We start from the raw sequence: 25,125 nt of genomic DNA, 5'->3' as shown, positions 1-25,125 counted from the left end.
TAACATAAAAACTCAACTTGAAGGCGCATGAATATTATCTGCTATTTACAGGTCGTCGGTGTATTAACGCATGTAAGCCTGGGTGGAAGTTCAATGCAGCTGAACACAAGAGTTTAACGCGAATAAACAAGGATGGATGTCCACCAGTGCGTATTGGTTTCCTTGTATGAGCAACGGTTTCGGGAACTCGATAGGCGGATTCTCCACGAATATATGGACTGTGTGACTCTGTTGTTTCCAGTTCATAAAAATCATCGCCTGGATTCTCAATGGGCGGGTCGAATAGGAGTATCGCTAATGTCTCTGTTAATTAATCTTCTGCAGTGTGTGAGGTTAAGCTGTTTTTCCTGGATCGAAACACCATTCAATACCCGCACTAGACAGTTCAGGGGCTGACCAGCGCCCGAGGCTGGGTGGTAGCGGGCTTGGTTGAAATTTCAAGAAAAACAGGCACGTTTGGCGAAGTAAGTATTCGCGGATGCCTGTGTGTGGAGAAGTACATGTCTATTCATTCAATTAACAATATTGCGCGTATTGTAGATGTCAGTAGGTTTGGTGGTCTGGTAGAAGCGAGTAATGAATTAAGGCCTGAACTACGGCGTGCCCGTGAAGATGTTAAGCGCGGTGTAAGTGTTCCTGTCAACGACGTGTCGGAAAGCAAAATCGAAACAGACAAACTGCCGGAAGTTCTTACTACCCTGCGTTCACTTTTTACTCAGTTACAGGGTTTGTTATCGGATGGCCGAGGTCAGGTGCTTCCTGATGCGCCTGCCCCTTCCGTCAAGGTTACTCCGAAAGTGGCGCCAGAACCTGTCGCTCCCAAGCCAGGCACGGCGCTGGAAATACCCGGGCTTTCCAGCAAGCGAAATGGCGCGAAGCCAGACAACATCTGGAGCGGGTTTCGCCAGGGCCCCGATGGCAACTGTGTGACGGTATCGGCCATCAAGGCGGCGATGTATCGATTTGGTCAAAGCCCCACGGATGTTTTCAAGGAAGTGACCAGAACCAATGACGGCTACCAAGTGATGATGCGTGATGACTTCAGGCTCACCCTGACCGACCGTGAACTCGCCGAAGGGGCACGGGGTGCGCGGTTTGTCGGGGCGGATAAAGGGATGCTCAAGGATGCTCAATTCCTGTTCGCGGTCAGTGCCAAGCGTGCGCAGATGGAAAACAACGATCGTACGGCGGGTCGAAGCTTCCAGGCCGCGATCCGCAGCTTGAACAATGGAGAGGACGAGACCGGGCCGGGGGAGGGGTTCCTGCGGCTGGGATTGAAGAGCCACATGAAGAGGGTGAATGTACGCGACCTCGCCAACGGGCAACTGGGTATGTGCAACCGGACCGGGCATTCGGTGGCGGTCATTAACGGCCGCGAAGAGTTATGGGGGCGCCAGGGCAAGGCGCCCACTAAAGGCCACGCCGTAGCGCTGATGTGATCGTTATTCCAGCAACCGCCTGAACCCTTCGATCGGCAACGGCCGGCTGTGCAAATAACCCTGGAATAAATGGCAACCCAGCTTTTGCAGGAACGCCAGTTGTTCTGGGGTTTCCACGCCCTCGGCAATCACTTCCAGGTTCAGGCTGCGTGCCATGGCCACTATGGCGCGGATGATTTCCGCATCATTCGGGTCGTGGGTTGCATCACGCACGAACGATTGGTCGATTTTCAGTGCATCCACCGGCAGACGCTTGAGGTAGGTCAGGGATGAGTAGCCGGTGCCGAAATCGTCCATCGCGAAACTCACGCCGAGTTTTTTCAGGCGACGCATCTTCACCACGGTGTCGTCCAGGTTCTGGATCACAATCCCTTCAGTGATTTCCAGTTTGAGCAGGCTGAACGGCAGTTGGTGCTGCCTGAGGCTGTGTTCAACCCGCTCCACAAAATCGTTCTGGCGAAACTGCCGGGGGCTGATATTCACACACAGGCTGAAATTGAGCGGGTCCAACAGGCCGTCGGCAATCAACTGGGCAAAGGCGCCACAGGCTTCATCGAGAATCCAGGTGCCGACTTCCAGGATCAGGCCGCTGTCTTCCAGCACCTTGATAAATTCTGCCGGCGACTGCGCGCCCAGTTGTGGATGTTGCCAGCGCACCAAGGCCTCGGCACCGACAATCTTGTTGCCCCGCGCATCGACCTGAGGTTGGTAATGCACGCTGAATTCGCCGCGTGACAACGCCAGGCGCAAATCGGTTTCCATGCGCAGGCGCTCGCTGGCGGTTTTTTGCATGCTGTTGTGGAACATCTGCGTGGTATTGCGCCCTGAATCCTTGGCGCGGTACAGGGCGATATCGGCGCGCTTGAGCAAATCGGCAGGTGTAGTGCCATGGTCGGGAATCAGCGCCACGCCGATGCTGGGCGTGACCTGCAGCCGATGGCCGTCAAGGAACATCGGCTCCGAGAGCAATTCGCGCAGGGCATCGGCCAGTTTTTGCACTTGGTCGCTGACGTCCTGGCGCGTACCCTCCAGGCCGCTGAGCAGTACTACAAACTCATCGCCGCCCAGGCGTGCCACGGTATCCTCCATGCGTACGCTGGCTTCCAGGCGTGCGGTGACGATTTTCAGCACGGTGTCGCCCACCGGGTGGCCGAGGGAGTCGTTGATGTGCTTGAAGTGGTCGAGGTCGAGAAACAGCAGGGCGCCACGCAGGTTGTGGCGCTTGAGCAAAGCGATCTGCTGGCTCAGGCGGTCCATCAGCAGTGCACGGTTGGGCAGGTTGGTGAGCGGGTCGTGATAGGCCAGGTGACGGATCTGTGCCTGGGCGTTTTTCAACAGGCTGACGTCCCGGGCGGTCAGCAGCAGGCATGGGGTTTCATTCAAGGTGATCGGCTCGACCGAGACCTCCACCGCCAACACCTCGCCACGTTTGTTATGCCAGAGCATTTCCAGATGATGGATACGCCCCTTGATCTGCAGCTCGGCCAACAGCGCGGCACGCTGGTTTTCATCGGCCCAGATGCCGATCTGGTACAGGGTCAGGCCGATGGCCTCTTCGGTACGGTAGCCGGTCAGGCGGCAAAAACCGTCATTGACCTCCACATAACGGCCGGTGTCGCGCTCGGTGATGGAAATCGCGTCCGGGCTGGAGTGGAACGCCTTGGCGAACTTCTCTTCACTGGCCTTGAGTGCAGCCTCCGAGCGTTGCTGCTGGGTGATATCCCGCAGCGTGGTAACGATGCATGGCTGGTCACTGACCTTGATCAAGCGGCTGGAGATCACACAGGTAAGGCTTTGGCCGTCCTTGTGATGCACCACGATGGCCACGTTGTTCAGGGCCTGCTCGCGAATCACTTGCTCGATGCGTTGCAGGCGTTTGCTGGGCTCGTCCCACAGGCCGATCTGTTCGGCGCTTTTGTCTATCACCTCGGCGGCGGTAAAGCCAAAGGTCTGGGTAAACGCCGGGTTGATCTCCATAAAGGCGCCGCTATACAGGCAAGTGACGCAGATCGGGTCGGGGCTGGCCTGGAACAGGCTGGCGAACTTTTCCTCGGAGGCGGTGAGCCGCTGCTCGCGCTCCACCTGGTCGGTGATATCCAGCAAGGTCCCGGCCATGCGCAAGGGCTTGCCTGATTCGTCGCGATACAGGCGTGCACGGCTTTCCAGGTAGCGTGGGCTGCCATCCTCCATCTGCACGCGATAGGTCAACTGGTAATTGCCGTCCGGGCCTTCGCGCAAGCTGCGGTAGGCGTTGCGCATGCCCTCGCGATCCTCATCGGACATACCGTCAAAAAACGCATCGAAGGATTCATGGAACGGCATGGGTTCCAGCCCGTGCAACTGGGCGGCACGCGCCGAGCCGTAGAGCATGCCGCTGGGAATGTGCCAATCCCAGGTGCCCAGTTGTGCCGAGTCCAGGGCCAGGTCCAGGCGTTCCTGGCTGTCCTTGAGCGCTTGCTCGGCGTTTTTGCGTTCGGTGGTGTCGAGGAACGTGCTGACCAGGTAAGCCTCGCCGTCCAGTTCAACCTTCTGGGCGCTGAGCGTGCCATCGTGGATCTGGCCGTTGCTGGCGCAGAACTGCACCTCCATGGTGATGGGTTCGCCCTTGCGCTGGGTGGCCTTGACCAGCAGTGCGCGTTGTTCCGGGTGGCGCCACAAACCCAGCTCCAGGGTGGTGCGGCCAATGGCGTCGGCCACCGGCCAGCCGAACAGCATTTCGAAGTACTGGTTGGCTTCGCTGATCAAACCGTCGGCTTGGCGCGTCAGCAGCACCATGTTCGGGCATAAATGGAACAAGGTGGCGAAGCGCTTTTCCGAGTGGCTCAGGGCGTGTTCGCGCTCGCGCTGGTGGGTGATCTCGCGGATCACCCCAATCATGCGACGACGCCCAGTCTTGTCTGGCGCCAGGCTGCCACTGATTTCCAGCCAGTGCAGGCTGCCATCGGGCCACTGGATGCGGTGGTGCATGGCGCGTTCGAATGGCTCGCCGGCAAGTACCGCGTGGAAACCGCGCACCACGCGCGCGCTGTCTTGGGGTGCCAGCAGGTCGAGGTAATCGAGGTCCTTGGGCAATGGTTGGCGCGGGTTAAAGCCAAATAATGCCTGGGTGCCCCGTGACCAACTGATTCTTCCTGTGTCGATTTCCCAGCACCAGGCGCCCAGCCGGGCGGCATTGAGTGCCGCCAGCAGTTGCGGGGCGCTGTCCCAACTTTGCTCCGCCGCTTGAGGGTCCAGGGCGTAAATGCGGGGCAGGGGAGGTACTGAGTCGACAGGATTGCGCATTATCAAAGGGCCTTGGCTCGATGGGAAAACAGCGCGGTTTACTTATAACCCGAGGCCGCACGGCGTCATGCCGGTAACCCTGGCAGATCGACCTGTGCATCCAATAGGCTCATGAAAGCCCGCGCAGCGTTCGACAGCGTCCTTTCGGTGTGCACGATATAGCCTAGCTGGCGACTGAGCTGTATGCCCGGTAAAGCGATACTTGCCACTTGATCATCGAGCATGGTGCGCGGCAGCACGCTCCAGGCCAGGCCGATGGAGACCATCATCTTGATGGTTTCCAGGTAGTTAGTGCTCATCGCGATATTCGGCGTCAGGCCCTGGGCCTCGAACAGGCGGCTGACGATATGGTGGGTAAAGGTGTTGCCGCCTGGAAACACCGCCGGGTGCCTGGCGATATCGGCCAGACTGATGGCGCCGTTGCTGGTCAGGCTGTGTTCCGGTGCGACCACAAAGTCCAGCAGGTCATCCCACACGGGTGTGGCGCGCACCAGGTGGTGGGGCTCGGGCGCCAGGGTGATCACCGCCACTTCGGCGCGGCCGTGGAGGATTTCTTCGTAGGCCACTTCCGAATCGAGAAACTGAATATCCAGCGCCACGTTCGGGTATTGCCGGGTGAAGGTGCGCAGGATCGGTGGCAGGCGGTGCAGGCCGATATGGTGGCTGGTGGCCAGGGTGAGGCGCCCGCTGACTTCGCCGGTGAGGTTGGTCAGGGCGCGACGGGTGTCGTCCAGCACGTTGAGAATTTGATAAGCGCGTGGCAGCAAAGCCCGCCCGGCTTCGGTCAAGCCGACTTCACGACCCAGGCGATCGAATAGCCGCACCTTCAATTGTTGCTCCAGGCCAGCGATGCGTTTGCTGATGGCCGGTTGGGTCAGGTGCAGACGGTCACCGGCGCCGGAGAAGCTACCGGTCTCGGCGATGGCAATAAAGGCATTGAGGTTGGCCAGATCCATGGTGGTATTCCAGTTGGTAATCCAAAGCATAAAAAATATGAATTTGAGTTATTTAATGTAGCGCCATACCATCAGCCTCACAAGCCAAAGGGTTATTGAAAAGCCCGGCGTATAGAAGCACCGCTGATGAGGACCGACTGATGGCCGGCAAAACGCTTTACGACAAGCTTTGGGATTCCCATGAAGTGAAACGTCGCGATGATGGATCGTCGCTGATCTATATCGACCGTCACATCATCCATGAAGTGACCTCGCCCCAAGCGTTCGAAGGCCTGCGACTGGCCGGGCGCAAGCCCTGGCGTGTCGACTCCATCATCGCCACCCCGGACCACAACGTGCCGACCACCCCTGAGCGCAAGGGCGGTATCGAAGCCATTGCCGACCAGGTCTCGCGCCTTCAGGTCCAGACTCTCGACGACTACTGCGACGAATATGGCATCACCGAATTCAAGATGAATGACGTGCGTCAAGGCATCGTGCACGTGATCGGCCCGGAGCAGGGCGCAACCTTGCCGGGCATGACCGTGGTCTGCGGTGATTCCCACACCTCTACCCACGGTGCGTTCGGCGCCTTGGCCCATGGCATCGGCACCTCCGAGGTGGAACATGTGTTCGCCACCCAGTGCCTGGTGGCCAAAAAAATGAAAAACATGTTGGTTAAAGTCGAAGGCAAGTTGCCCTTCGGCGTGACGGCCAAGGACATCGTGCTCGCAGTGATCGGCAAGATCGGCACCGCCGGCGGTAACGGCCATGCCATCGAGTTTGCCGGCAGCGCGATTCGCGACCTGTCCATCGAAGGCCGCATGACCATCTGCAACATGTCCATTGAAGCCGGTGCCCGTGTGGGCATGGTGGCGGCGGACGAGAAAACCGTCGAATACGTCAAAGGCCGCCCGTTCGCCCCGCAAGGCGCGGATTGGAACGCCGCCGTCGAAGCCTGGAAAGACCTGGTGTCTGACGCCGATGCCGTGTTCGACACCGTGGTCGAGCTCGACGCCGCGCAGATCAAGCCGCAAGTCAGTTGGGGCACCTCGCCGGAAATGGTCCTGGCCGTTGATCAAAACGTGCCGGACCCGGCTCAGGAAGCCGATCTGGTCAAGCGCGGCTCCATCGAACGCGCCTTGAAGTACATGGGCTTGAAAGCCAACCAGGCGATTACCGACATCCAGTTGGATCGCGTGTTTATCGGTTCCTGCACCAACTCGCGGATTGAAGACCTGCGCGCCGCGGCGGTGATCGCCAAGGGCCGCAAAGTCGCCTCGACCATCAAGCAAGCCATCGTGGTGCCAGGTTCCGGTCTGGTCAAAGCCCAGGCTGAAGCCGAGGGCCTGGACAAGATCTTCCTCGAGGCCGGCTTTGAATGGCGCGAGCCGGGCTGCTCGATGTGCCTGGCGATGAACCCGGACCGCCTGGAGTCGGGCGAGCATTGCGCCTCGACCTCCAACCGTAACTTCGAAGGGCGTCAGGGCGCCGGTGGCCGTACCCACCTGGTGAGCCCGGCCATGGCTGCTGCAGCGGCCGTCAACGGTCGTTTCATCGACGTTCGCGAATTGATCTGAGGAAAACCCGATGAGAGCTTTTACCCAACACACAGGTCTTGTCGCGCCGTTGGACCGTGCCAACGTGGACACCGACCAGATCATCCCCAAGCAGTTCTTGAAGTCGATCAAGCGCACCGGTTTCGGCCCTAACCTGTTCGACGAGTGGCGTTACCTGGACGTGGGCTATGCCTATCAGGACAACTCCAAGCGCCCATTGAACAAGGACTTTGTGCTCAATGCCGAGCGTTACCAGGGCGCCAGCGTGCTGCTGGCCCGGGAAAACTTCGGTTGTGGCTCCAGCCGTGAGCACGCGCCGTGGGCCCTGGAAGAATATGGCTTTCGCAGCATCATTGCGCCGAGCTATGCCGACATCTTCTTCAACAACAGCTTCAAGAACGGCTTGTTGCCGATCATCTTGAGCGATGCCGAAGTGGATGAGTTGTTCCAGCAAGTGGAAGTCAATGTGGGCTACCAGTTGACGGTGGACCTGGCCGCGCAGACCGTGACCCGTCCGGACGGCAAGGTGTATCACTTTGAAGTGGATGCGTTTCGTAAGCACTGCCTGATCAACGGCCTGGACGATATCGGCCTGACCTTGCAGGACGGCGATGCGATTGCGGCGTTTGAAGCCAAGCACCGGGCGAGCCAGCCTTGGTTGTTTCGCGATGCGTAGATTGATGTAGGCAGGTCCGCCGTCATCGGGAGCAAGCCCCCTCCCACATTTGACCCAGTTCCTTCAATTGAAATGCGATCAAATGTGGGAGGGGGCTTGCTCCCGATAGGGCCAGAGCAAACACCACAAGAGTTCGTTAAGGAAACTCCCATGACCAACACCGCCCACACCCAAGTCGTGCAAAAACAATTCGGCGAGCAAGCCTCGGCCTATCTGAGCAGTGCCGTGCACGCCCAAGGCACCGAATTCGCCCTGCTGCAGGCCGAACTGGCCGGGGCCGGCGCTGCGCGCCTGCTGGACCTGGGCTGCGGCGCCGGTCATGTGAGCTTCCACGTGGCGCCTTTGGTTAACGAAGTGGTGGCCTACGACCTGTCCCAGCAGATGCTCGATGTGGTTGCAGCGGCTGCGGTTGATCGCGGCCTGGACAATATCCGCACCGTGCACGGCGCCGCCGAACGCCTGCCATTTGCCGACGGCGAGTTCGACTTCGTGTTCAGCCGCTATTCGGCCCACCACTGGAGCGACCTCGGCCTGGCCTTGCGTGAAGTGCGCCGGGTACTCAAACCGGGCGGCGTGGCGGCCTTTGTGGATGTCTTGTCACCGGGCAGCCCGCTGTTGGACACTTACCTGCAAACCGTCGAAGTGCTGCGCGACACCAGCCACGTGCGTGATTACTGCGCCGCCGAGTGGATGCAGCAACTCAGTGAGTCCGGTCTGCATGTGCGCAATAGCCTGCGTCAGCGCCTGCGCCTGGAGTACACCTCGTGGGTCGAGCGCATGCGCACGCCTGAAGTATTGCGCGTGGCAATCCTTGAGCTGCAGAAGGCTATGGGCCAGGAAGTGCGCGATTATTACGAAGTTGAGGCCGACGGCACTTTCAGCACCGACGTGCTGGTGGTCTTCGCCGAACGCTGATTGATTTTCCCCGACCTGCCCACGGGCGGGTCGCTTGATGAAATGAGGAACGCATGAGCAAGCAGATTCTGATTCTCCCTGGCGACGGCATCGGTCCGGAAATCATGGCCGAAGCGGTCAAGGTGCTGGAATTGGCCAACAGCAAGTACAGCCTGGGTTTTGAATTGAGCCACGACGTGATCGGCGGCGCGGCCATCGACAAGCACGGCGTGCCGCTGGCCGACGAAACCCTGGACCGTGCCCGTGCGGCCGACGCCGTGTTGCTCGGCGCCGTGGGTGGCCCGAAATGGGACAAGATCGAACGTGACATCCGCCCTGAGCGCGGCCTGCTGAAAATCCGCGCGCAACTGGGCCTGTTTGGCAACCTGCGCCCGGCGATCCTCTATCCGCAACTGGCCGATGCCTCGAGCCTCAAGCCCGAAGTGGTGGCGGGCCTGGATATCCTGATCGTGCGTGAGCTGACCGGCGGTATCTATTTCGGTTCGCCACGTGGCGTGCGCGAACTGGAAAATGGCGAGCGCCAGGCCTACGACACCCTGCCGTACAGCGAAAGTGAAATCCGCCGTATCGCCCGGGTCGGTTTCGACATGGCTCGCGTGCGCGGCAAGAAGGTCTGCTCGGTGGATAAAGCCAACGTTCTGGCGTCCAGCCAACTGTGGCGTGAAATCGTCGAAGAAGTCGCCAAGGACTACCCGGACGTCGAGCTGAGCCACATGTACGTCGACAACGCTGCCATGCAACTGGTGCGGGCGCCCAAGCAGTTCGACGTGATCGTTACCGACAACCTGTTCGGTGACATCTTGTCCGACCAGGCTTCGATGCTCACCGGTTCCATCGGCATGCTGCCTTCGGCGTCCCTGGACACCCACAACAAGGGCATGTACGAGCCGTGCCACGGGTCGGCGCCGGACATCGCCGGCCAAGGCATTGCCAACCCATTGGCGACCATCCTGTCGGTGTCGATGATGCTGCGCTACAGCTTCAACCTGGCTGATGCAGCGGATGCGATCGAGAGGGCTGTGAGCCTGGTGCTGGACCAGGGCCTGCGTACCGGCGACATCTGGTCCCAGGGTTGCACCAAGGTCGGTACGCAAGAAATGGGCGACGCAGTAGTCGCCGCGCTGCGGAATCTGTAATCTCTCGGGCCCGCTTGCAGTTGTTGCTGCAAGGCGGCCCACTTTTTAACAAGGTGTAGTTGCGATGAAACGTGTAGGTCTGATCGGTTGGCGCGGTATGGTCGGTTCCGTGCTCATGCAGCGGATGCTGGAAGAGCAGGATTTCGATCTTATTGAACCGGTGTTTTTCACCACTTCGAACGTAGGTGGCCAAGGGCCGTCCGTGGGCAAGGATATCGCCCCGCTCAAGGACGCCTACAGCATTGAAGAGTTGAAGACCCTCGACGTGATCCTGACCTGCCAGGGTGGCGACTACACCAGCGAAGTCTTCCCCAAGCTGCGTGAAGCCGGCTGGCAGGGTTACTGGATCGACGCCGCCTCGAGCCTGCGCATGCAGGACGACGCGGTGATCATCCTCGACCCGGTCAACCGCAAGGTCATCGACCAGCAACTGGACGCCGGCACCAAGAACTACGTGGGCGGCAACTGTACCGTCAGCTTGATGCTGATGGGTCTGGGTGGCTTGTTCGAAGCCGGCCTGGTCGAGTGGATGAGCGCCATGACCTATCAGGCGGCGTCCGGCGCCGGCGCGCAGAACATGCGCGAACTGATCAAGCAGATGGGCGCGACCCACGCCGCTGTCGCTGACCAACTGGCCGACCCGGCCAGCGCGATCCTCGACATCGACCGCCGTGTGGCCGAAGCCATGCGCAGCGACGCCTACCCAACCGAGAACTTCGGCGTGCCATTGGCCGGCAGCCTGATCCCGTGGATCGACAAGGAACTGCCCAACGGCCAGAGCCGCGAAGAGTGGAAGGCCCAGGCCGAAACCAACAAGATCCTCGGTCGCTTCAAGAACCCGATCCCGGTGGACGGCATTTGCGTGCGCATCGGCGCCATGCGTTGCCACAGCCAGGCGCTGACCATCAAGCTGAACAAAGACGTGCCGATTGCCGATATCGAAGGGCTGATCAGCCAGCACAACCCTTGGGTCAAGCTGGTGCCGAACAACCGTGATATCAGCATGCAGGAGCTGAGCCCGACCAAGGTTACCGGCACCCTGAATGTACCGGTGGGCCGCCTGCGCAAGCTGAACATGGGCAGCCAGTTCCTCGGCGCGTTTACTGTTGGCGACCAACTGCTGTGGGGCGCGGCTGAACCGCTGCGTCGCATGCTGCGGATTTTGCTGGAGCGTTGATCGCTTCCTTGCATTGAAGAACCCCGGGCTCTGGTGACAGGCGCGGGGTTTTTTATTGTTCTGTCGGGCCTCTTCGCGAGCAAGCCCGCTCCCACATTCGACCGAATTTCTTCAGTTGAAATGCAATCAAATGTGGGAGCGGGCTTGCTCGCGAAGGCGTCATCAGCCACACCAGCAAGCTTGGGTTAATTGCCTCACCCCCAACCACCCGGTAAAGTGCCGCTCCCCCCGCAATGCCCGAGGCAGCCCCCATGACCCAGACCTTTGAAATCGCCGTGATCGGCGCTACCGGCACCGTTGGTGAAACCCTGGTGCAGATCCTCGAAGAACTGGATTTCCCGGTGGGCACCCTGTACCTGCTGGCGGGGAGCAATTCTGCGGGGGCTTCGGTGCCGTTTCGTGGCAAGAACGTGCGGGTAAAAGAGGTCGACGAGTTCGATTTCAGCAAGGCGCAGTTGGCCTTCTTCGCGGCAGGCCCGGCGGTAACCCGCAGTTTTGCCCCGCGTGCCACCGCCGCCGGCTGTTCGGTGATCGACTTGTCGGGCGCATTGCCTGCTGAGCAGGCGCCCCAAGTGGTACCTCAGGCCAACGCCCAGGTGTTGGACGGTTTGAAAAAGCCGTTCCAACTCGGCAGCCCAAGCCCTTGCGCTACCTATCTTGCAGTGGTGCTGGCGCCATTACGTGGCCTATTGGACATCCAGCGCATTAACGTCACTGCCAACCTGGCCGTCTCCGCTCAGGGGCGCGAGGCCGTCAGCGAGTTGGCTCGGCAGACCGCCGAGTTGTTGAACGTGCGCCCGCTGGAGCCAAAGTTCTTCGATCGGCAAATGGCTTTCAACCTGCTGGCACAAGTCGGCACCCCAGACGCCCAAGGTCATACAGACCTGGAGAAGCGTCTCGTACACGAGTTGCGTGCGGTACTGGAAACTCCTTTGCTAAAGATTTCTGCAACCTGCGTTCAAGCCCCGGTGTTTTTTGGCGATAGCCTGACTGTGTCGTTGCAGTTGGCGGCGCCGGTCGATCTGGCGGCGGTCAACCGAGCACTCGACGCGGCGCCGGGTATCGAGTTGGTCGAGGAGGGCGATTACCCAACAGCTGTAGGCGATGCCGTGGGTCAGGACGTCGTTTACGTAGGACGAGTTCGCGCAGGTGTCGACGACCCGGCGGAACTAAATCTGTGGCTGACGTCAGATAACGTACGCAAGGGCTCGGCCCTGAACGCTGTGGAGCTGGCGCAGTTGTTGAAAAAAGGCCTTGTGTAAAAGATACTTGGCGGCAATTTGTAGATTGATTCTAGCCAGGCGCTATGCTTGGCCCAAAGCGGAGCACAAGCGCGTCGGTAACCTATCGGCTCGCCATGCCTAATGGCAGCGGTTACCACCCTTCTCGCTGGTCGGGGAGTGTTCAAACAAAGGATGAGGCTATGGTTCAAGTTCGCAAACTGGTGTTAGCAATAGCGGCCGCCTCGGCGCTGTCCTCCGGTATGGCGCAGGCGCTGCAACTTGGGGAGATGACCCTCAAGTCGAAGTTGAACCAGCCGCTGTCGGTGGAAATCGAATTGCGCGACGTGGGCGGCCTCACGGCGTCCGAGATCACACCGAGCCTGGCTTCGACCCAGGCGTTTGTGGATGCGGGTGTCGACCGCCAGGCATTTCTTGATGACCTGACGTTTACCCCGGTGATCAACCCCGAAGGCCGTAGCGTGGTGCGGGTGACTTCCAGCAAGCCGCTGCCCGATTCCTATGTGCGTTTCCTGTTGCAGGTGCAATGGCCCAATGGCCGGTTGATGCGTGACTACAGCGTGCTGCTCGACCCGGCCAAGTTCGACCAGCCGGCGCCAACGGCGAATGCGCCGGCCAGCACCGCGCCTGCTGTCAGCAAGCCAGCCCAGCACACCACTACTTCCCGCGATACCTTGTGGGAAATTGCCGCGAAGAATCGCAATGGGGCCTCGATTCAGCAGGCGATGCTGGCCATCCAGGCGCTTAACCCTGATGCCTTTGTCGATGGCAATATCAATCGCCTGAAAACCGGCCAGGTTCTGCGTCTGCCGGATGTCACGCAAAGTACTGCGTTGGCGCAACCGCAAGCGATTGCCGAAGTGAGCGCGCAGAACACCGCCTGGCGCCAGGGCCGCCGTACCCCTCAGAGTCAAGTGGCTGGCAAGGCGCAGTTGGATGCCACCAGGCGCACTCAGGCCGGTAAAGCGCCTTCGAGCACCAATGCCAAGGATAACTTGAGCCTGGTCTCGGCTGAGTCCGCCAAGCAAGGTGTGAAGGGCAAGGCTGGTGACAGCCGCGCCCTGAGCGACAAACTGGCGATGACCCAGGAAGAGCTGGACACTGCACGCCGTGATAACGAAGAACTGAAAAGCCGTGCCGCCGACTTGCAGAGCCAGTTGGACAAGCTGCAAAAGCTGATTCAACTGAAGAATGATCAACTGGCCCGTTTGCAGGCGGACAAAGGTGAGCCGGCAACAGCCGCGATGCCCGCGCAATTGGCGGGTGAGCCCGAGGCGGCGCCCGCCACGGCTGTGGCTCCCGTTGCGGCACCTGCTCCTGAGCCGGTCAAGCCCGCTGCGGCGCCTGCCAGCACCGAAGGCAAGTTCAATGACTTGCTGACCAACCCGATTGTCCTCGGCATCATTGGCGGTGCAGCCATCCTGGTGGTGCTGTTGCTTCTGCTGCTGTGGGCGCGTCATCGCAATGCCCGCCGCGAAGAAGAAAAACACCTGCGTATGGCGCGGGCGTTGGCTGAAGAGCCCGAGTTCGTTTCGAATATTGACCAGGACCTGCCGCCTGACAGCTTCGAGGGCCTTGAAGTGCCGCCGCCGAGCGTCAAGCTGGCGCCCGCTGCAGCGCCTGCCCCAGTAGTTGATCCTGTCGTCGCGCCAACTGTCGCCTCCGTGCTCGCGCCGCTGGCTGTCGCCGTAGCCCAGGAGAATTCCAGCGATGCGTTGGCCCAAGCCCAGTCCCATATCGACCGTGGCCACCTGAACCAGGCGGCTGATGTGCTCGAGCAAGCCATCAAGCACGAACCCAAGCGCAGCGACCTGCGCTTGAAGCTGATGGAAGTCTACGGTTTGCAAAGCGACAAGGACGGCTTCGTCACTCAGGAGCGTCAACTGGTGGCCAACGGTGAGAACCATGCCCAGGTCGAGCAGCTCAAGGCGCGCTTCCCGGCCATGGCTGTGTTGGCGGCGGGTGTCAGTGCTGCAGTGGCCGCGGCGGCCCTGGATGCGCAGTACGTCAAGGACCTGCTCGACGATAAGCCGGCTTCGACACCGCAGGCAGATGCGGAAGCGTTCGACACTGATTTTGATCTGAGCCTGGACGACCTGGAAGCCGCTTCACCGGCCGAGATCGCCCAAGACCAGCAAACCTTTGAAGCGCTGTTGAAGCAACAGACTGAGGCCAAGGCCGATGCGCAGGACCTGTCGGACTTTGATCTGGATCTGCAACTGGAGCCGCCAGCGTCGCAGTCCGATAACGACTTCCTTTCAGGTCTCGAAGGGCAGATGAAGGATGTGCCGCCGGTCGAGCCGCCTACCCTGACGCCTGCCGCGCTGGATGAATTCGAACTGCCCGAAGACTTTGATCTGTCCCTGGCTGATGAGCCGAGTGCCCCGACAGCCAAGCCCGATGCCTTTGCCTCGGAACTGGACGACGTCAATGCCGAGCTGGACCGCTTGTCCCAGAGCCTTGAGCATCCGCCGATCGAACCTTCCTTCACCGCTGAAGATGCCGCGTTGGGTGGTGATGAGCCGGAATTCGATTTCCTCTCGGGCACCAATGAGGTCGCCACCAAGCTGGACCTGGCCCAGGCTTATATCGACATGGGTGATGCGGACGGCGCCAAGGATATCCTTTCTGAGGTGCTGACCGAAGGTGATGAAGGTCAGCGCAGCGAAGCCAAGGAAATGCTCGGCAAAATCTAACGGTCGCCGAAGATTGAATGTGGGGCTCGCCACGGCAAGCCCCACATTAAAAGCCCCCGCATGCATCCCGACCCCTTATAATGCCCGCCTTTGCGCAACTCATCAGGCTCTCAGTTCTTGGCAAATATAGATAACGCGGCCGCCGAAATGGCGGCCGCAGGCTTTTACCGTATCGCCCTGGGCGTGGAATACAAAGGCTCGCGCTATCGCGGTTGGCAGCGCCAGGCCTCCGGCGTGCTGACGGTGCAGGAAACCCTGGAAAACGCCCTGTCCAAAGTCGCTGACTCGCCGGTGTCGCTGATGTGCGCCGGGCGTACTGACGCGGGTGTCCACGCCTGTGGCCAGGTGGTGCACTTCGATACCCAGGCCGAGCGTTCGATGAAAGCATGGGTGATGGGCGCTAACATCAATTTGCCCCATGACGTCAGTGTGAGTTGGGCCAAGGTCATGCCGGCGCATTTTCATGCGCGCTTCAAGGCCATCGCCCGACGTTACCGCTACGTGATCTACAACGATCAGATCCGCCCGGCGCACCTCAATCAAGAAATCACCTGGAATCACCGCCCGCTGGATGCCGAGCGCATGGCCGAGGCCGCGCAGCATTTGGTGGGCGTGCATGACTTCAGTGCCTTCCGTGCCGGCCAGTGCCAGGCCAAGTCGCCGATCAAGGAAGTCCACCACCTGCGGGTCACCCGGCACGGCAAGATGATCGTGCTGGATATACGCGCCGGGGCGTTCCTGCATCACATGGTGCGCAACATTGCTGGCGTGCTGATGACCATCGGCACTGGCGAGCGCCCGGTGGAGTGGGCCAAGGAAGTGCTGGAAAGCCGAATTCGCCGTACTGGCGGTGTCACGGCGCATCCGTTTGGCCTGTATTTGGTGGATGTGGAGTACCGTGACGAGTTCCAATTGCCGGAGCGCTTTATCGGGCCACACTTCCTCACAGGTTTCAGCGAACTTGGCGGCTGACGCCCGGAAAAGCTTTTGTTACCATCCGGGACTTTCTCGGTCCTACCCTGAGGTTCCTACGACATGTCAGCCGTTCGCAGCAAGATTTGTGGGATTACCCGCATAGAAGACGCGCTGGCGGCAGTCGAGGCGGGAGCGGATGCCATCGGTCTGGTGTTTTATGCCAAGAGCCCGCGGGCGGTGAATGTGTTGCAGGCACGGGCGATCATCGCCGCTTTGCCGCCGTTCGTCACCACCGTGGGCTTGTTCGTCAACGCCAGCCGCTGCGAGCTTAACGAAACCCTGGATGCTGTGCCGCTGGACATGCTGCAGTTCCACGGCGATGAAACGCCTGATGAGTGTGAAAGCTATCAGCGCCCCTACATCAAGGCGCTGCGGGTCAAGGCGGGGGACGATATCGCCGCTGCGTGTGCCGCCTATACCGGCGCTCGCGGGATCCTGCTGGACACCTATGTCGAAGGCGTGCCGGGCGGCACGGGCGAAGCGTTCGATTGGTCGCTGATTCCCGAGGGCCTGTGCAAGCCGATGATCCTGGCCGGTGGGCTCAGCCCCGCCAATGTCGGGGCGGCCATCGAGCAGGTGCGGCCGTATGCCGTGGATGTCAGCGGTGGGGTGGAGCAGGGCAGGGGCATCAAGGATCACAGCAAGATTCGCGCATTCATGCAGGCCGTGCGCAACAGCAGGGGCGGGATGTGACGGCTGGCAGTCTGCCGCCGTCCATAACTACCACTGTGTAAAACAGCCCGGCGCCGCCTGTGGGTGGCCCGGAAATGAAGTGGCAACCCTGCGCTGGCAGGTTGTCTGGAAGGCTGAGGATGCAGGCAGGAAATGGCAGGTCGAACGTCTGACCCCGTCCCGCAGGCATCATCGCCACATATGAATTTAGCTCAAGGGCATACGCGGGGCTGTGTTCAAGCCACCGGTACTGGAGAAAGAAAGCATGAGCAACTGGTTAGTAGACAAACTGATCCCTTCGATCATGCGTTCCGAGGTGAAGAAAAGCTCGGTTCCTGAAGGTCTGTGGCACAAGTGCCCATCCTGCGACGCGGTGCTGTACCGCCCGGAGCTGGAAAAGACCCTGGACGTTTGCCCCAAGTGCAACCACCACATGCGTATCGGCGCGCGCGCGCGCATCGACATCTTCCTTGATGCCGACGGCCGTAACGAGTTGGGCGCTGACCTGGAGCCGGTCGACCGTCTCAAGTTCCGCGATGGCAAGAAGTACAAGGACCGCCTGACCGCTGCGCAGAAGCAGACCGGCGAGAAAGACGCGCTGATCTCGGTCAGTGGCAAGCTGCTGGGCATGCCGGTGGTGGTCTCGGCCTTTGAATTCTCCTTCATGGGTGGCTCCATGGGGGCCATCGTCGGCGAGCGTTTTGTGCGCGCCGCCAACTACGCCCTGGAAAACCGCTGCCCGATGATCTGTTTCGCCGCCTCCGGTGGTGCGCGTATGCAGGAAGCCCTGATCTCGCTGATGCAAATGGCCAAGACCTCGGCAGTACTGGCGCGTCTGCGCGAAGAAGGTATCCCGTTCATCTCCGTGCTGACCGACCCGGTCTACGGCGGCGTTTCCGCCAGCCTGGCGATGTTGGGCGACGTGATCGTCGGCGAACCCAAGGCACTGATCGGTTTTGCCGGCCCGCGAGTGATCGAGCAAACCGTACGGGAAAAACTGCCGGAAGGCTTCCAGCGCAGCGAGTTCCTGCTGGAGCACGGCGCGATCGACCTGATTATTCCGCGTGGCGAACTGCGCCCACGCCTGGGCAACCTGCTGGCGCAAATGATGGGCCTGCCGACGCCTGTGTACATCGCACCTAAAGTCGAGCCGATCGTCGTGCCACCGGTGCCTGCAAACCTATGACCCAACGTACCCTGGGCGAATGGCTCGCCTACCTTGAGCAGTTGCATCCGTCCGCCATCGACATGGGCCTGGAGCGCTCGCAACAGGTAGCAGCCCGCCTTGGGTTGGGCCAGCCGGCACCGCGTGTGATCACGGTGACCGGCACCAACGGCAAGGGCTCCACCTGTGCCTTTGTCGCCGCGTTGTTGCAGGCCCAGGGCCTGAACGTCGGCGTGTACAGCTCGCCGCACCTGCTGCGCTACAACGAGCGGGTACAGCTCAATGGTGTCGAAGCCACGGACGAGCAGTTGTGCGAAGCCTTCGCTGCCCTGGATGCCGGGCGTGGCGATATTTCCCTGACCTATTTCGAGATGGGCACCCTGGCGGCGTTCTGGCTGTTCGAGCGTGCGCAACTGGATGTGGTCGTGCTGGAGGTCGGTCTCGGCGGGCGTCTGGATACGGTCAACGTAGTGGATGCCGACCTGGCGCTGGTTACCAGCATTGGTGTTGACCACGCTGACTACCTGGGCGATACCCGTGAGTCGGTGTCCTATCAAAAGGCCGGGATTTTTCGCCAGGGCCGGCCGGCGTTGTGTGGTGACCTGGATCCGCCGCAACCCTTGCTGGACAAGGTGCGCGAACTGGATTGCCCGTTCTACCTGCGCGGCCGCGAATTCAATCTTGAAATCGGTGCTACCCATTGGCAATGGCGCGGGCGCGATGCGCGTGGCCAGGTTGTAGAGCTGCTTGATCTGCCGCTGCTGAACCTGCCGATGGAAAACGCCGCGCTCGCGTTGCAAGCCTATTTGCTCCTGGACCTGCCTTGGGATGCCGCGCAGATTGCCGCGACGTTGCTGGCGACGAAAGTGGTCGGGCGTCTGGATCGCCGCGCCTTCGACTGGGAAGGCAAGCGCTTGAACCTGTTGTTGGATGTGGGTCATAACCCGCATGCTGCCCACTACCTGGCGCAGCGCCTGTCGCGCACGCCACCGGTGGGGCGTCGCCTGGCAGTGTTCGGCTTGTTGGCCGACAAGGATCTCGATGGCGTGGTTGCGCCGTTGCTGGGCAGCGTCCAGTCTTGGGCTGTTGCGCCGCTGGATACACCGCGTAGTCGCCCGGCGGTTGAGTTGCAAATCGCTTTGCAGAACCTTGGTGCGCCGGCGGCGTCGTATGCAAGCGTCACCGCCGCCCTCGAGGCGCAGTGTGCGGTGGCTACGGCCGAGGACGAAATTCTGTTGTTCGGATCATTTTATTGTGTCGCCGAGGCGCTCGAGTGGTTGGCCCGGCGCTCCACGGAGGAAGCTGCACATGGCATTACTGGATAGCGCATACAAGCAGCGAATGGTCGGAGCCTTGGTGTTGGTGGCGTTGGCGGTGATCTTTCTGCCGATGCTGTTTTCCCGTCAGGACGAACACCGCCAGGTAGTGGTTGAAGCGCCCGCTGCGCCTCAGGCGCCAGTGGTGCCACAGGTTCAGGTCGAGCCGGTGGTGGTGCCTGAGCCTCAGGCATTGCCGGAAGAACCTGTGCCCACTGACGAGGAGGTTGCCGCGCAACAGGCGCCTTCGATGCCAGTGCAGCCAAGTGTCCCGGTGGTCAAGCCGACGCCGGCACCGACAGTTGCCGCCAAGCCGGTTGCACCAGCACCAGCGCCTAAGCCGGTAGCGCCGCAGCCTGCTGCACCGGGTAAACCGGACGTGGGCCAGAGCCGCATCGACCCTAATGGCCTGCCGATCAGTTGGTCGATCCAGCTCGCTAGCCTGGCCAATCGCGAAAGTGCCGACGCCTTGCAGAAAAAGCTGCGCGCCCAGGGCTATAACGCGTATATCCGCAGTGCCGATGGCAAGAATCGTGTGTTTGTCGGGCCGCTGATCGAGCGTGCCGAGGCTGACCGCCTGCGGGACTTGTTGGGGCGCCAGCAGAATCTCAATGGTTTTGTGGTGCGGTTCCAGCCAGAGCGGGGCTGATCAACCGGTAATAATGCGGTCTAAATGTGGGAGGGGGCTTGCTCCCGATGGCAGTGGGTCAGTCAGCACATCTGATACTGACACACTGCCATCGGGAGCAAGCCCCCTCCCACATTGGTTTTTAGCGCTATTGAAATAGTGTTTGCACTGCCCAATCTATTGATTTGCAAGGCACTGACAATCACAGCTTACCCATAGCCCGGCGCTCTGCTAAAATGCGCCGCCTTATCCGTACGTAGGCTGCACTGTGCCATTTACCTGGGTTGATTGGGCGATCGTTGCAATCGTCGCCATCTCCGCTTTGATCAGTCTGAGCCGCGGCTTCGTAAAAGAAGCACTGTCGTTGCTGACCTGGATCATTGCAGGAGTCGTAGCCTGGATGTTCGGTGGTTCACTGTCGGTCTACCTGGCCGGATACATCGAGACACCTTCGGCTCGCGTCATCGCGGGCTGCGCCATCATGTTCATCGCCACGCTGCTGGTGGGGGCAATGGTCAATTATCTTATTGGCGAATTGATACGTGTCACCGGCCTCTCCGGGACCGATCGATTTCTCGGCATGGCCTTCGGCGCTGCGCGTGGCGCGTTGCTGGTGGTCGTGGCGGTCGGGCTGTTGAGCCTGGGGCCGGTACAGCAGGATTCGTGGTGGCAGGAGTCGGTACTCGTGCCAAAATTTCTATTGGTTGCAGATTGGTCCAAGAACCTCATCCTGGGGTGGAGCAGTCAGTGGCTGGCCAGCGGAATCAGCGTACCCGCTGATCTTCCGTTCAAGGAACACCTCTTGCCGGCGCAAACGCCTCAGTAAGCTGTGTTCAGTCAAGATTCATTAAGTAGGGGTTGCGTCGCATGTGTGGCATCGTCGGTATCGTCGGTAAGTCGAACGTCAATCAGGCGCTGTATGACGCGCTAACCGTCCTCCAGCACCGCGGCCAGGACGCTGCCGGTATTGTGACCAGCCACGACGGCCGGTTATTCCTGCGCAAGGACAATGGCCTGGTGCGTGACGTGTTCCATCAGCGTCACATGCAGCGCCTCGTCGGGCACATGGGCATTGGCCATGTGCGCTACCCGACTGCCGGTAGTTCGACCTCGGCCGAAGCTCAACCGTTCTACGTCAACTCGCCTTACGGCATTACCCTGGCGCACAACGGTAACCTGACCAACGTTGAACAGCTGGCCAAGGAGATTTACGAATCTGACCTGCGCCACGTCAACACCAGTTCCGACTCGGAAGTGCTGCTCAACGTGTTCGCCCACGAGCTGGCGCAACGCGGCAAGCTGCAGCCCACCGAAGAAGACGTGTTCGCCGCCGTGACTGACGTGCACAACCGTTGCGTCGGTGGTTATGCCGTAGTGGCCATGGTCACCGGTTATGGCATCGTCGGTTTCCGCGACCCTCACGGCATCCGCCCGATCGTATTCGGCCAGCGTCACACCGACGAAGGCGTCGAGTACATGATCGCGTCCGAAAGCGTGTCCCTGGATGTGCTGGGCTTCACCCTGATCCGCGACCTGGCGCCGGGCGAGGCTGTCTACATCACTGAAGACGGCAAGTTGCACACCCGCCAGTGCGCCGTCGCGCCGAAACTCACCCCGTGCATCTTCGAGCACGTCTACCTGGCGCGTCCGGATTCGATCATTGACGGCGTCTCGGTGTACAAGGCGCGCCTGCGCATGGGCGAGAAGCTCGCCGAGAAGATCCTGCGCGAGCGTCCCGAGCACGATATCGACGTAGTTATCCCGATTCCGGACACCAGCCGTACCGCTGCGCTGGAGCTGGCCAACCATTTGGGCGTCAAGTTCCGCGAAGGCTTCGTCAAGAACCGCTACATCGGCCGCACCTTCATCATGCCTGGCCAGGCGGCGCGCAAGAAGTCGGTACGCCAGAAGCTCAACGCCATCGAGCTGGAATTTCGCGGCAAGAACGTGATGCTGGTGGATGATTCCATCGTGCGGGGTACCACCTGCAAGCAGATCATCCAGATGGCCCGCGAAGCCGGCGCGAAGAACGTGTATTTCTGCTCCGCCGCACCTGCGGTGCGTTACCCGAACGTGTACGGTATCGACATGCCGAGCGCCCATGAGCTGATCGCTCATAATCGTTCGACCCAGGACGTGGCCGACCTGATCGGCGCCGACTGGCTGATCTACCAGGACCTGCCGGACCTGATTGAAGCGGTCGGCGGTGGCAAGATCAAGATCGACCAGTTCGACTGCGCCGTGTTCGACGGCAAGTACGTCACCGGAGATGTCGACGAGGCATACCTGAACAAGATCGAGCAGGCGCGCAATGACTCGTCGAAGATCAAGACCCAGGCGGTCAGTGCGATCATCGATCTGTATAACAACTGAGTAACAGCCGGCCCTGAGGGGCCGGTTTTGTATCTTAAATAAAGAATTGAGTAAGGAGTCGCAGCATGAGTCAGGAATGGGATGCCGGTCGCTTGGACAGCGACCTCGATGGCGTAGCTTTCGATACCCTGGCTGTGCGCGCCGGCCAGCACCGCACCCCGGAAGGTGAGCACGGTGACCCGATGTTCTTCACCTCCAGCTATGTTTTCCGTACTGCCGCCGACGCCGCTGCGCGTTTTGCCGGCGAAGTGCCGGGCAACGTGTATTCGCGCTACACCAACCCGACCGTGCGTGCGTTCGAAGAGCGCATCGCGGCCCTGGAAGGCGCTGAGCAGGCCGTGGCGACCGCCACTGGCATGGCGGCCATCCTGGCGGTGGTGATGAGCCTGTGCAGTGCTGGCGACCATGTGCTGGTATCGCGCAGCGTATTCGGCTCCACCATCAGCCTGTTCGAAAAGTACTTCAAGCGTTTCGGTATCGAGGTGGATTACGTGCCCCTGGCGGATCTGTCTGGTTGGGACGCAGCAATCAAGGCCAACACCAAGCTGTTGTTCGTCGAATCGCCCTCCAACCCGCTGGCTGAACTGGTGGATATCACTGCGCTGTCCGAAGTCGCGCACGCCAAGGGCGCGATGCTGGTAGTGGACAACTGCTTCTGCACCCCGGCCTTGCAGCAACCGCTGAAGCTGGGTGCGGACATCGTGGTGCACTCGGCCACCAAGTTCATCGACGGCCAGGGCCGTTGCATGGGCGGCGTGGTAGCTGGCCGCAGTGAGCAGATGAAGGAAGTGGTGGGCTTTTTGCGCACTGCCGGCCCGACCCTGAGCCCGTTCAACGCCTGGATCTTCCTCAAGGGTCTGGAAACCCTCAGCCTGCGCATGAAAGCCCATTGCGCCAACGCCCAGGCGCTGGCCGAGTGGCTGGAGCAGCAGGACGGTATCGAGAAGGTGCACTACGCCGGCCTCAAGAGCCATCCGCAACACGCATTGGCCCAGCGCCAGCAGCGTGGGTTTGGCGCGGTGGTGAGCTTTGAAGTCAAGGGCGGCAAAGAGGGTGCCTGGCGCTTTATCGATGCGACGCGCTTGATCTCCATCACCGCCAACCTGGGTGACAGCAAGACCACCATCACTCACCCGAGCACCACCTCCCACGGGCGCCTGGCGCCGCAGGAGCGTGAAGCGGCCGGCATTCGTGACAGCCTGATCCGCGTCGCGGTAGGCCTGGAAGATGTCGCTGACTTGCAGGCAGACCTGGCCCGCGGGCTGGCTGCCTTGTGATCGAGTGGTCCATGGAGGCCGCAGCGGCCAGTAATGGGCGCGTTGCGCTGGTGACAGGTGCAGCACGGGGCATTGGTCTCGGGATTGCGGCGTGGCTGATCAGCGAAGGCTGGCAGGTGGTGTTGACCGACCTGGACCGCGAGCGCGGTTCCAGGGTGTCCAAGGTGCTGGGCGAGAATGCCTGGTTCATCACCATGGACGTGGCCGACGAGAAGCAAGTCGCCCAGGGGGTTGCCGAAGTGCTTGGGCAGTTCGGGCGCCTGGATGCGTTGGTGTGCAATGCGGCGGTGGCCGATCCGCGCAATATCACCCTGGAAAGCCTCGATCTGGCTTACTGGAATCGCGTGTTGGCGGTGAACCTCGGTGGGCCGATGTTGCTGGCCAAGCACTGTGCGCCGTACCTGCGTGCCCACGGCGGTGCCATCGTCAACCTGGCGTCGACCCGGGCCCGTCAATCGGAGCCGGACACCGAAGCCTATGCGGCGAGTAAAGGTGGCTTGCTGGCCCTGACCCACGCCTTGGCCATGAGCCTGGGGCCGGAAGTACGGGTCAATGCGGTCAGCCCTGGCTGGATCGATGCGCGTGATCCTGCTGCGCGCCGTGCCGAGCCGCTCACCGATGCCGATCATGCCCAGCACCCAGCGGGCAGGGTGGGTACGGTGGAGGACGTGGCGGCGATGGTGGCCTGGTTGCTGTCGCGTCAGGCCGGGTTCGTCACCGGGCAAGAGTTTGTGGTGGACGGTGGCATGAGCAAGAAGATGATTTACAGCGAGTAGGGCGGGTAGCGGTCTTGAAGTGATTTTGTCTTTTTCAGAAAAACTTCAAGCAGGCTATTGACTTAGGTCCGCTACCTGCGTAAATTTCGCGGCCTCAACGAAGCAAAGGGTGATTAGCTCAGCTGGGAGAGCATCTGCCTTACAAGCAGAGGGTCGGCGGTTCGATCCCGTCATCACCCACCACTTCTTGAGAGTTTTGCCCCAGGGCAAGACGCAACATTAAAGGTTGCACCGACGCGCAGCGGTAGTTCAGTCGGTTAGAATACCGGCCTGTCACGCCGGGGGTCGCGGGTTCGAGTCCCGTCCGCTGCGCCATATTTTCCAGGTTCGATTTGTCGGGCTTGAGATTGAAAAGCCAAAGCTGATCGATCAGATGTTTAAAGGTGGTTGAGGGTTTACGCTCAATCAGCCAAGCGATACGCAGCGGTAGTTCAGTCGGTTAGAATACCGGCCTGTCACGCCGGGGGTCGCGGGTTCGAGTCCCGTCCGCTGCGCCATATCTGCCTCAAGGCCCGCTGAACGCCTTGAAGCACAAGGAAAGCCACTGGCTCTCTTTGATCCGATAGCAAAGACCCTGGTCGAAAGACCGGGGTTTTTTGTGTCTGGCGTTTGTAAGTCCCAGCCTCTTGTTCGCTGCGGCGAACGGCCAATCTCTTCAGCTACACCAAAACACTCGCCAACACCGCCCATTGATAGGCAAACGGCCGACAGATCGTATCGATCTCGTCGGCCGTTTTGCGTTGTTGTGTCAAAAAATTTCAATGTGGTTATTTGCCGCAGGCACATAAACCTTTAAAGTTAACCCTTCGGTCAACTTTGCACTGTCATCATGGCCTTTTGATTCATCCCAAAAGGCTGCTGCAAGTCTCGAGAATCGGTGTACTTAA

The 25,125-nt window shown here is 60.5% G+C and carries 19 protein-coding genes and 3 tRNA genes; 20 read left to right on the top strand and 2 right to left on the bottom strand.

From position 1 onward, the window contains the following. The first annotated feature begins 500 nt into the window (after positions 1–500). Positions 501–1,439: a hypothetical protein gene (locus FRT59_RS26975; RefSeq protein WP_167524264.1), complete on the top strand. Its 939-nt coding sequence runs from the start codon at positions 501–503 to the stop codon at positions 1,437–1,439. A gap of 3 nt (positions 1,440–1,442) precedes the next feature. Here FRT59_RS26975 and FRT59_RS08825 read toward each other — a convergent pair whose 3' ends face one another. Both FRT59_RS08825 and FRT59_RS08820 read right to left on the bottom strand, forming a co-directional pair. Next, positions 1,443–4,721, bottom strand: a complete 3,279-nt coding sequence (locus tag FRT59_RS08825) for an EAL domain-containing protein (protein ID WP_153870979.1) — start codon at positions 4,719–4,721, stop codon at positions 1,443–1,445. 65 nt (positions 4,722–4,786) lie between these two features. Further along, the gene (locus tag FRT59_RS08820; protein WP_153838006.1) at positions 4,787–5,677 is read right to left on the bottom strand and encodes a LysR family transcriptional regulator; all 891 of its coding nucleotides are present in this window, start codon (positions 5,675–5,677) and stop codon (positions 4,787–4,789) included. 140 nt (positions 5,678–5,817) lie between these two features. On the opposite strand from FRT59_RS08820, the gene leuC reads away from it, so the two are divergent. From leuC to FRT59_RS08725, 19 genes are all read left to right on the top strand, one after another. Further along, on the top strand, positions 5,818–7,236 hold the full coding sequence (gene leuC, locus FRT59_RS08815; RefSeq protein ID WP_034116874.1) for a 3-isopropylmalate dehydratase large subunit: 1,419 nt from the start codon (positions 5,818–5,820) through the stop codon (positions 7,234–7,236). A gap of 10 nt (positions 7,237–7,246) precedes the next feature. After that, the gene (leuD, locus tag FRT59_RS08810; protein WP_034116873.1) at positions 7,247–7,891 is read left to right on the top strand and encodes a 3-isopropylmalate dehydratase small subunit; all 645 of its coding nucleotides are present in this window, start codon (positions 7,247–7,249) and stop codon (positions 7,889–7,891) included. Positions 7,892–8,041: 150 nt separating this feature from the next. After that, positions 8,042–8,806, top strand: a complete 765-nt coding sequence (locus tag FRT59_RS08805) for a class I SAM-dependent methyltransferase (protein ID WP_153870978.1) — start codon at positions 8,042–8,044, stop codon at positions 8,804–8,806. A gap of 53 nt (positions 8,807–8,859) precedes the next feature. Next, on the top strand, positions 8,860–9,942 hold the full coding sequence (gene leuB, locus FRT59_RS08800; RefSeq protein WP_153870977.1) for a 3-isopropylmalate dehydrogenase: 1,083 nt from the start codon (positions 8,860–8,862) through the stop codon (positions 9,940–9,942). Between the two features lie 64 nt (positions 9,943–10,006). Next, positions 10,007–11,119, top strand: a complete 1,113-nt coding sequence (asd, locus tag FRT59_RS08795) for an aspartate-semialdehyde dehydrogenase (protein WP_005789767.1) — start codon at positions 10,007–10,009, stop codon at positions 11,117–11,119. 251 nt (positions 11,120–11,370) lie between these two features. Beyond that, a complete protein-coding gene (locus FRT59_RS08790) occupies positions 11,371–12,381 on the top strand; it encodes an aspartate-semialdehyde dehydrogenase (RefSeq protein ID WP_153870976.1) in 1,011 nt (336 codons plus the stop codon). A 161-nt stretch (positions 12,382–12,542) separates the two neighbouring features. Then, complete coding sequence (locus tag FRT59_RS08785) at positions 12,543–15,056, top strand: motility hub landmark protein FimV (RefSeq protein WP_153870975.1); 2,514 nt, start codon at positions 12,543–12,545, stop codon at positions 15,054–15,056. Positions 15,057–15,203: 147 nt separating this feature from the next. Further along, the gene (gene truA, locus FRT59_RS08780; RefSeq protein WP_153838231.1) at positions 15,204–16,028 is read left to right on the top strand and encodes a tRNA pseudouridine(38-40) synthase TruA; all 825 of its coding nucleotides are present in this window, start codon (positions 15,204–15,206) and stop codon (positions 16,026–16,028) included. Between the two features lie 63 nt (positions 16,029–16,091). Beyond that, positions 16,092–16,724, top strand: a complete 633-nt coding sequence (locus tag FRT59_RS08775) for a phosphoribosylanthranilate isomerase (protein WP_153870974.1) — start codon at positions 16,092–16,094, stop codon at positions 16,722–16,724. Between the two features lie 244 nt (positions 16,725–16,968). After that, positions 16,969–17,889, top strand: a complete 921-nt coding sequence (accD, locus tag FRT59_RS08770; RefSeq protein ID WP_034116866.1) for an acetyl-CoA carboxylase, carboxyltransferase subunit beta — start codon at positions 16,969–16,971, stop codon at positions 17,887–17,889. Then, a complete protein-coding gene (gene folC / locus FRT59_RS08765; RefSeq protein WP_153870973.1) occupies positions 17,886–19,193 on the top strand; it encodes a bifunctional tetrahydrofolate synthase/dihydrofolate synthase in 1,308 nt (435 codons plus the stop codon). The genes accD and folC overlap by 4 nt, the downstream gene beginning before the upstream one ends. Further along, positions 19,177–19,833: an SPOR domain-containing protein gene (locus FRT59_RS08760; RefSeq protein WP_153870972.1), complete on the top strand. Its 657-nt coding sequence runs from the start codon at positions 19,177–19,179 to the stop codon at positions 19,831–19,833. The genes folC and FRT59_RS08760 overlap by 17 nt, the downstream gene beginning before the upstream one ends. Positions 19,834–20,080: 247 nt before the next feature. Beyond that, entirely contained in the window at positions 20,081–20,638 is a 558-nt protein-coding gene (locus FRT59_RS08755; protein WP_005789751.1) for a CvpA family protein, read from the top strand. Between the two features lie 41 nt (positions 20,639–20,679). Beyond that, positions 20,680–22,185 (top strand): amidophosphoribosyltransferase, encoded by a 1,506-nt coding sequence (gene purF / locus FRT59_RS08750; RefSeq protein ID WP_015884965.1) that lies wholly within the window; start codon positions 20,680–20,682, stop codon positions 22,183–22,185. A 65-nt stretch (positions 22,186–22,250) separates the two neighbouring features. Beyond that, positions 22,251–23,462, top strand: coding sequence for an O-succinylhomoserine sulfhydrylase (locus tag FRT59_RS08745; protein ID WP_153870971.1), 1,212 nt, complete (start codon positions 22,251–22,253; stop codon positions 23,460–23,462). Between the two features lie 11 nt (positions 23,463–23,473). Continuing rightward, positions 23,474–24,238: an SDR family oxidoreductase gene (locus tag FRT59_RS08740; protein WP_153870970.1), complete on the top strand. Its 765-nt coding sequence runs from the start codon at positions 23,474–23,476 to the stop codon at positions 24,236–24,238. A gap of 107 nt (positions 24,239–24,345) precedes the next feature. Further along, a tRNA-Val gene (locus tag FRT59_RS08735) sits at positions 24,346–24,421 on the top strand. Positions 24,422–24,476: 55 nt separating this feature from the next. Continuing rightward, a tRNA-Asp gene (locus FRT59_RS08730) sits at positions 24,477–24,553 on the top strand. Positions 24,554–24,658: 105 nt separating this feature from the next. Next, positions 24,659–24,735 (top strand) — tRNA-Asp (locus tag FRT59_RS08725). The last annotated feature ends 390 nt before the right edge of the window (positions 24,736–25,125 follow it).

The sequence above is a fragment of the Pseudomonas haemolytica genome, assembly GCF_009659625.1.
Taxonomy (GTDB): Bacteria; Pseudomonadota; Gammaproteobacteria; order Pseudomonadales; family Pseudomonadaceae; genus Aquipseudomonas; species Aquipseudomonas haemolytica.
This window is presented reverse-complemented; position numbering and strand designations above follow the sequence as displayed.

What these genes read in the sequence shown, in the direction of transcription:
- FRT59_RS26975 (WP_167524264.1), top strand. Translation starts at nt 501, where the DNA reads ATGTCTATTCATTCAATTAACAATATTGCGCGTATTGTAGATGTCAGT.
- FRT59_RS08825 (WP_153870979.1), bottom strand. Translation starts at nt 4,721, where the DNA reads ATGCGCAATCCTGTCGACTCAGTACCTCCCCTGCCCCGCATTTACGCC.
- FRT59_RS08820 (WP_153838006.1), bottom strand. Translation starts at nt 5,677, where the DNA reads ATGGATCTGGCCAACCTCAATGCCTTTATTGCCATCGCCGAGACCGGT.
- leuC (WP_034116874.1), top strand. Translation starts at nt 5,818, where the DNA reads ATGGCCGGCAAAACGCTTTACGACAAGCTTTGGGATTCCCATGAAGTG.
- leuD (WP_034116873.1), top strand. Translation starts at nt 7,247, where the DNA reads ATGAGAGCTTTTACCCAACACACAGGTCTTGTCGCGCCGTTGGACCGT.
- FRT59_RS08805 (WP_153870978.1), top strand. Translation starts at nt 8,042, where the DNA reads ATGACCAACACCGCCCACACCCAAGTCGTGCAAAAACAATTCGGCGAG.
- leuB (WP_153870977.1), top strand. Translation starts at nt 8,860, where the DNA reads ATGAGCAAGCAGATTCTGATTCTCCCTGGCGACGGCATCGGTCCGGAA.
- asd (WP_005789767.1), top strand. Translation starts at nt 10,007, where the DNA reads ATGAAACGTGTAGGTCTGATCGGTTGGCGCGGTATGGTCGGTTCCGTG.
- FRT59_RS08790 (WP_153870976.1), top strand. Translation starts at nt 11,371, where the DNA reads ATGACCCAGACCTTTGAAATCGCCGTGATCGGCGCTACCGGCACCGTT.
- FRT59_RS08785 (WP_153870975.1), top strand. Translation starts at nt 12,543, where the DNA reads ATGGTTCAAGTTCGCAAACTGGTGTTAGCAATAGCGGCCGCCTCGGCG.
- truA (WP_153838231.1), top strand. Translation starts at nt 15,204, where the DNA reads ATGGCGGCCGCAGGCTTTTACCGTATCGCCCTGGGCGTGGAATACAAA.
- FRT59_RS08775 (WP_153870974.1), top strand. Translation starts at nt 16,092, where the DNA reads ATGTCAGCCGTTCGCAGCAAGATTTGTGGGATTACCCGCATAGAAGAC.
- accD (WP_034116866.1), top strand. Translation starts at nt 16,969, where the DNA reads ATGAGCAACTGGTTAGTAGACAAACTGATCCCTTCGATCATGCGTTCC.
- folC (WP_153870973.1), top strand. Translation starts at nt 17,886, where the DNA reads ATGACCCAACGTACCCTGGGCGAATGGCTCGCCTACCTTGAGCAGTTG.
- FRT59_RS08760 (WP_153870972.1), top strand. Translation starts at nt 19,177, where the DNA reads ATGGCATTACTGGATAGCGCATACAAGCAGCGAATGGTCGGAGCCTTG.
- purF (WP_015884965.1), top strand. Translation starts at nt 20,680, where the DNA reads ATGTGTGGCATCGTCGGTATCGTCGGTAAGTCGAACGTCAATCAGGCG.
- FRT59_RS08745 (WP_153870971.1), top strand. Translation starts at nt 22,251, where the DNA reads ATGAGTCAGGAATGGGATGCCGGTCGCTTGGACAGCGACCTCGATGGC.
- FRT59_RS08740 (WP_153870970.1), top strand. Translation starts at nt 23,474, where the DNA reads ATGGAGGCCGCAGCGGCCAGTAATGGGCGCGTTGCGCTGGTGACAGGT.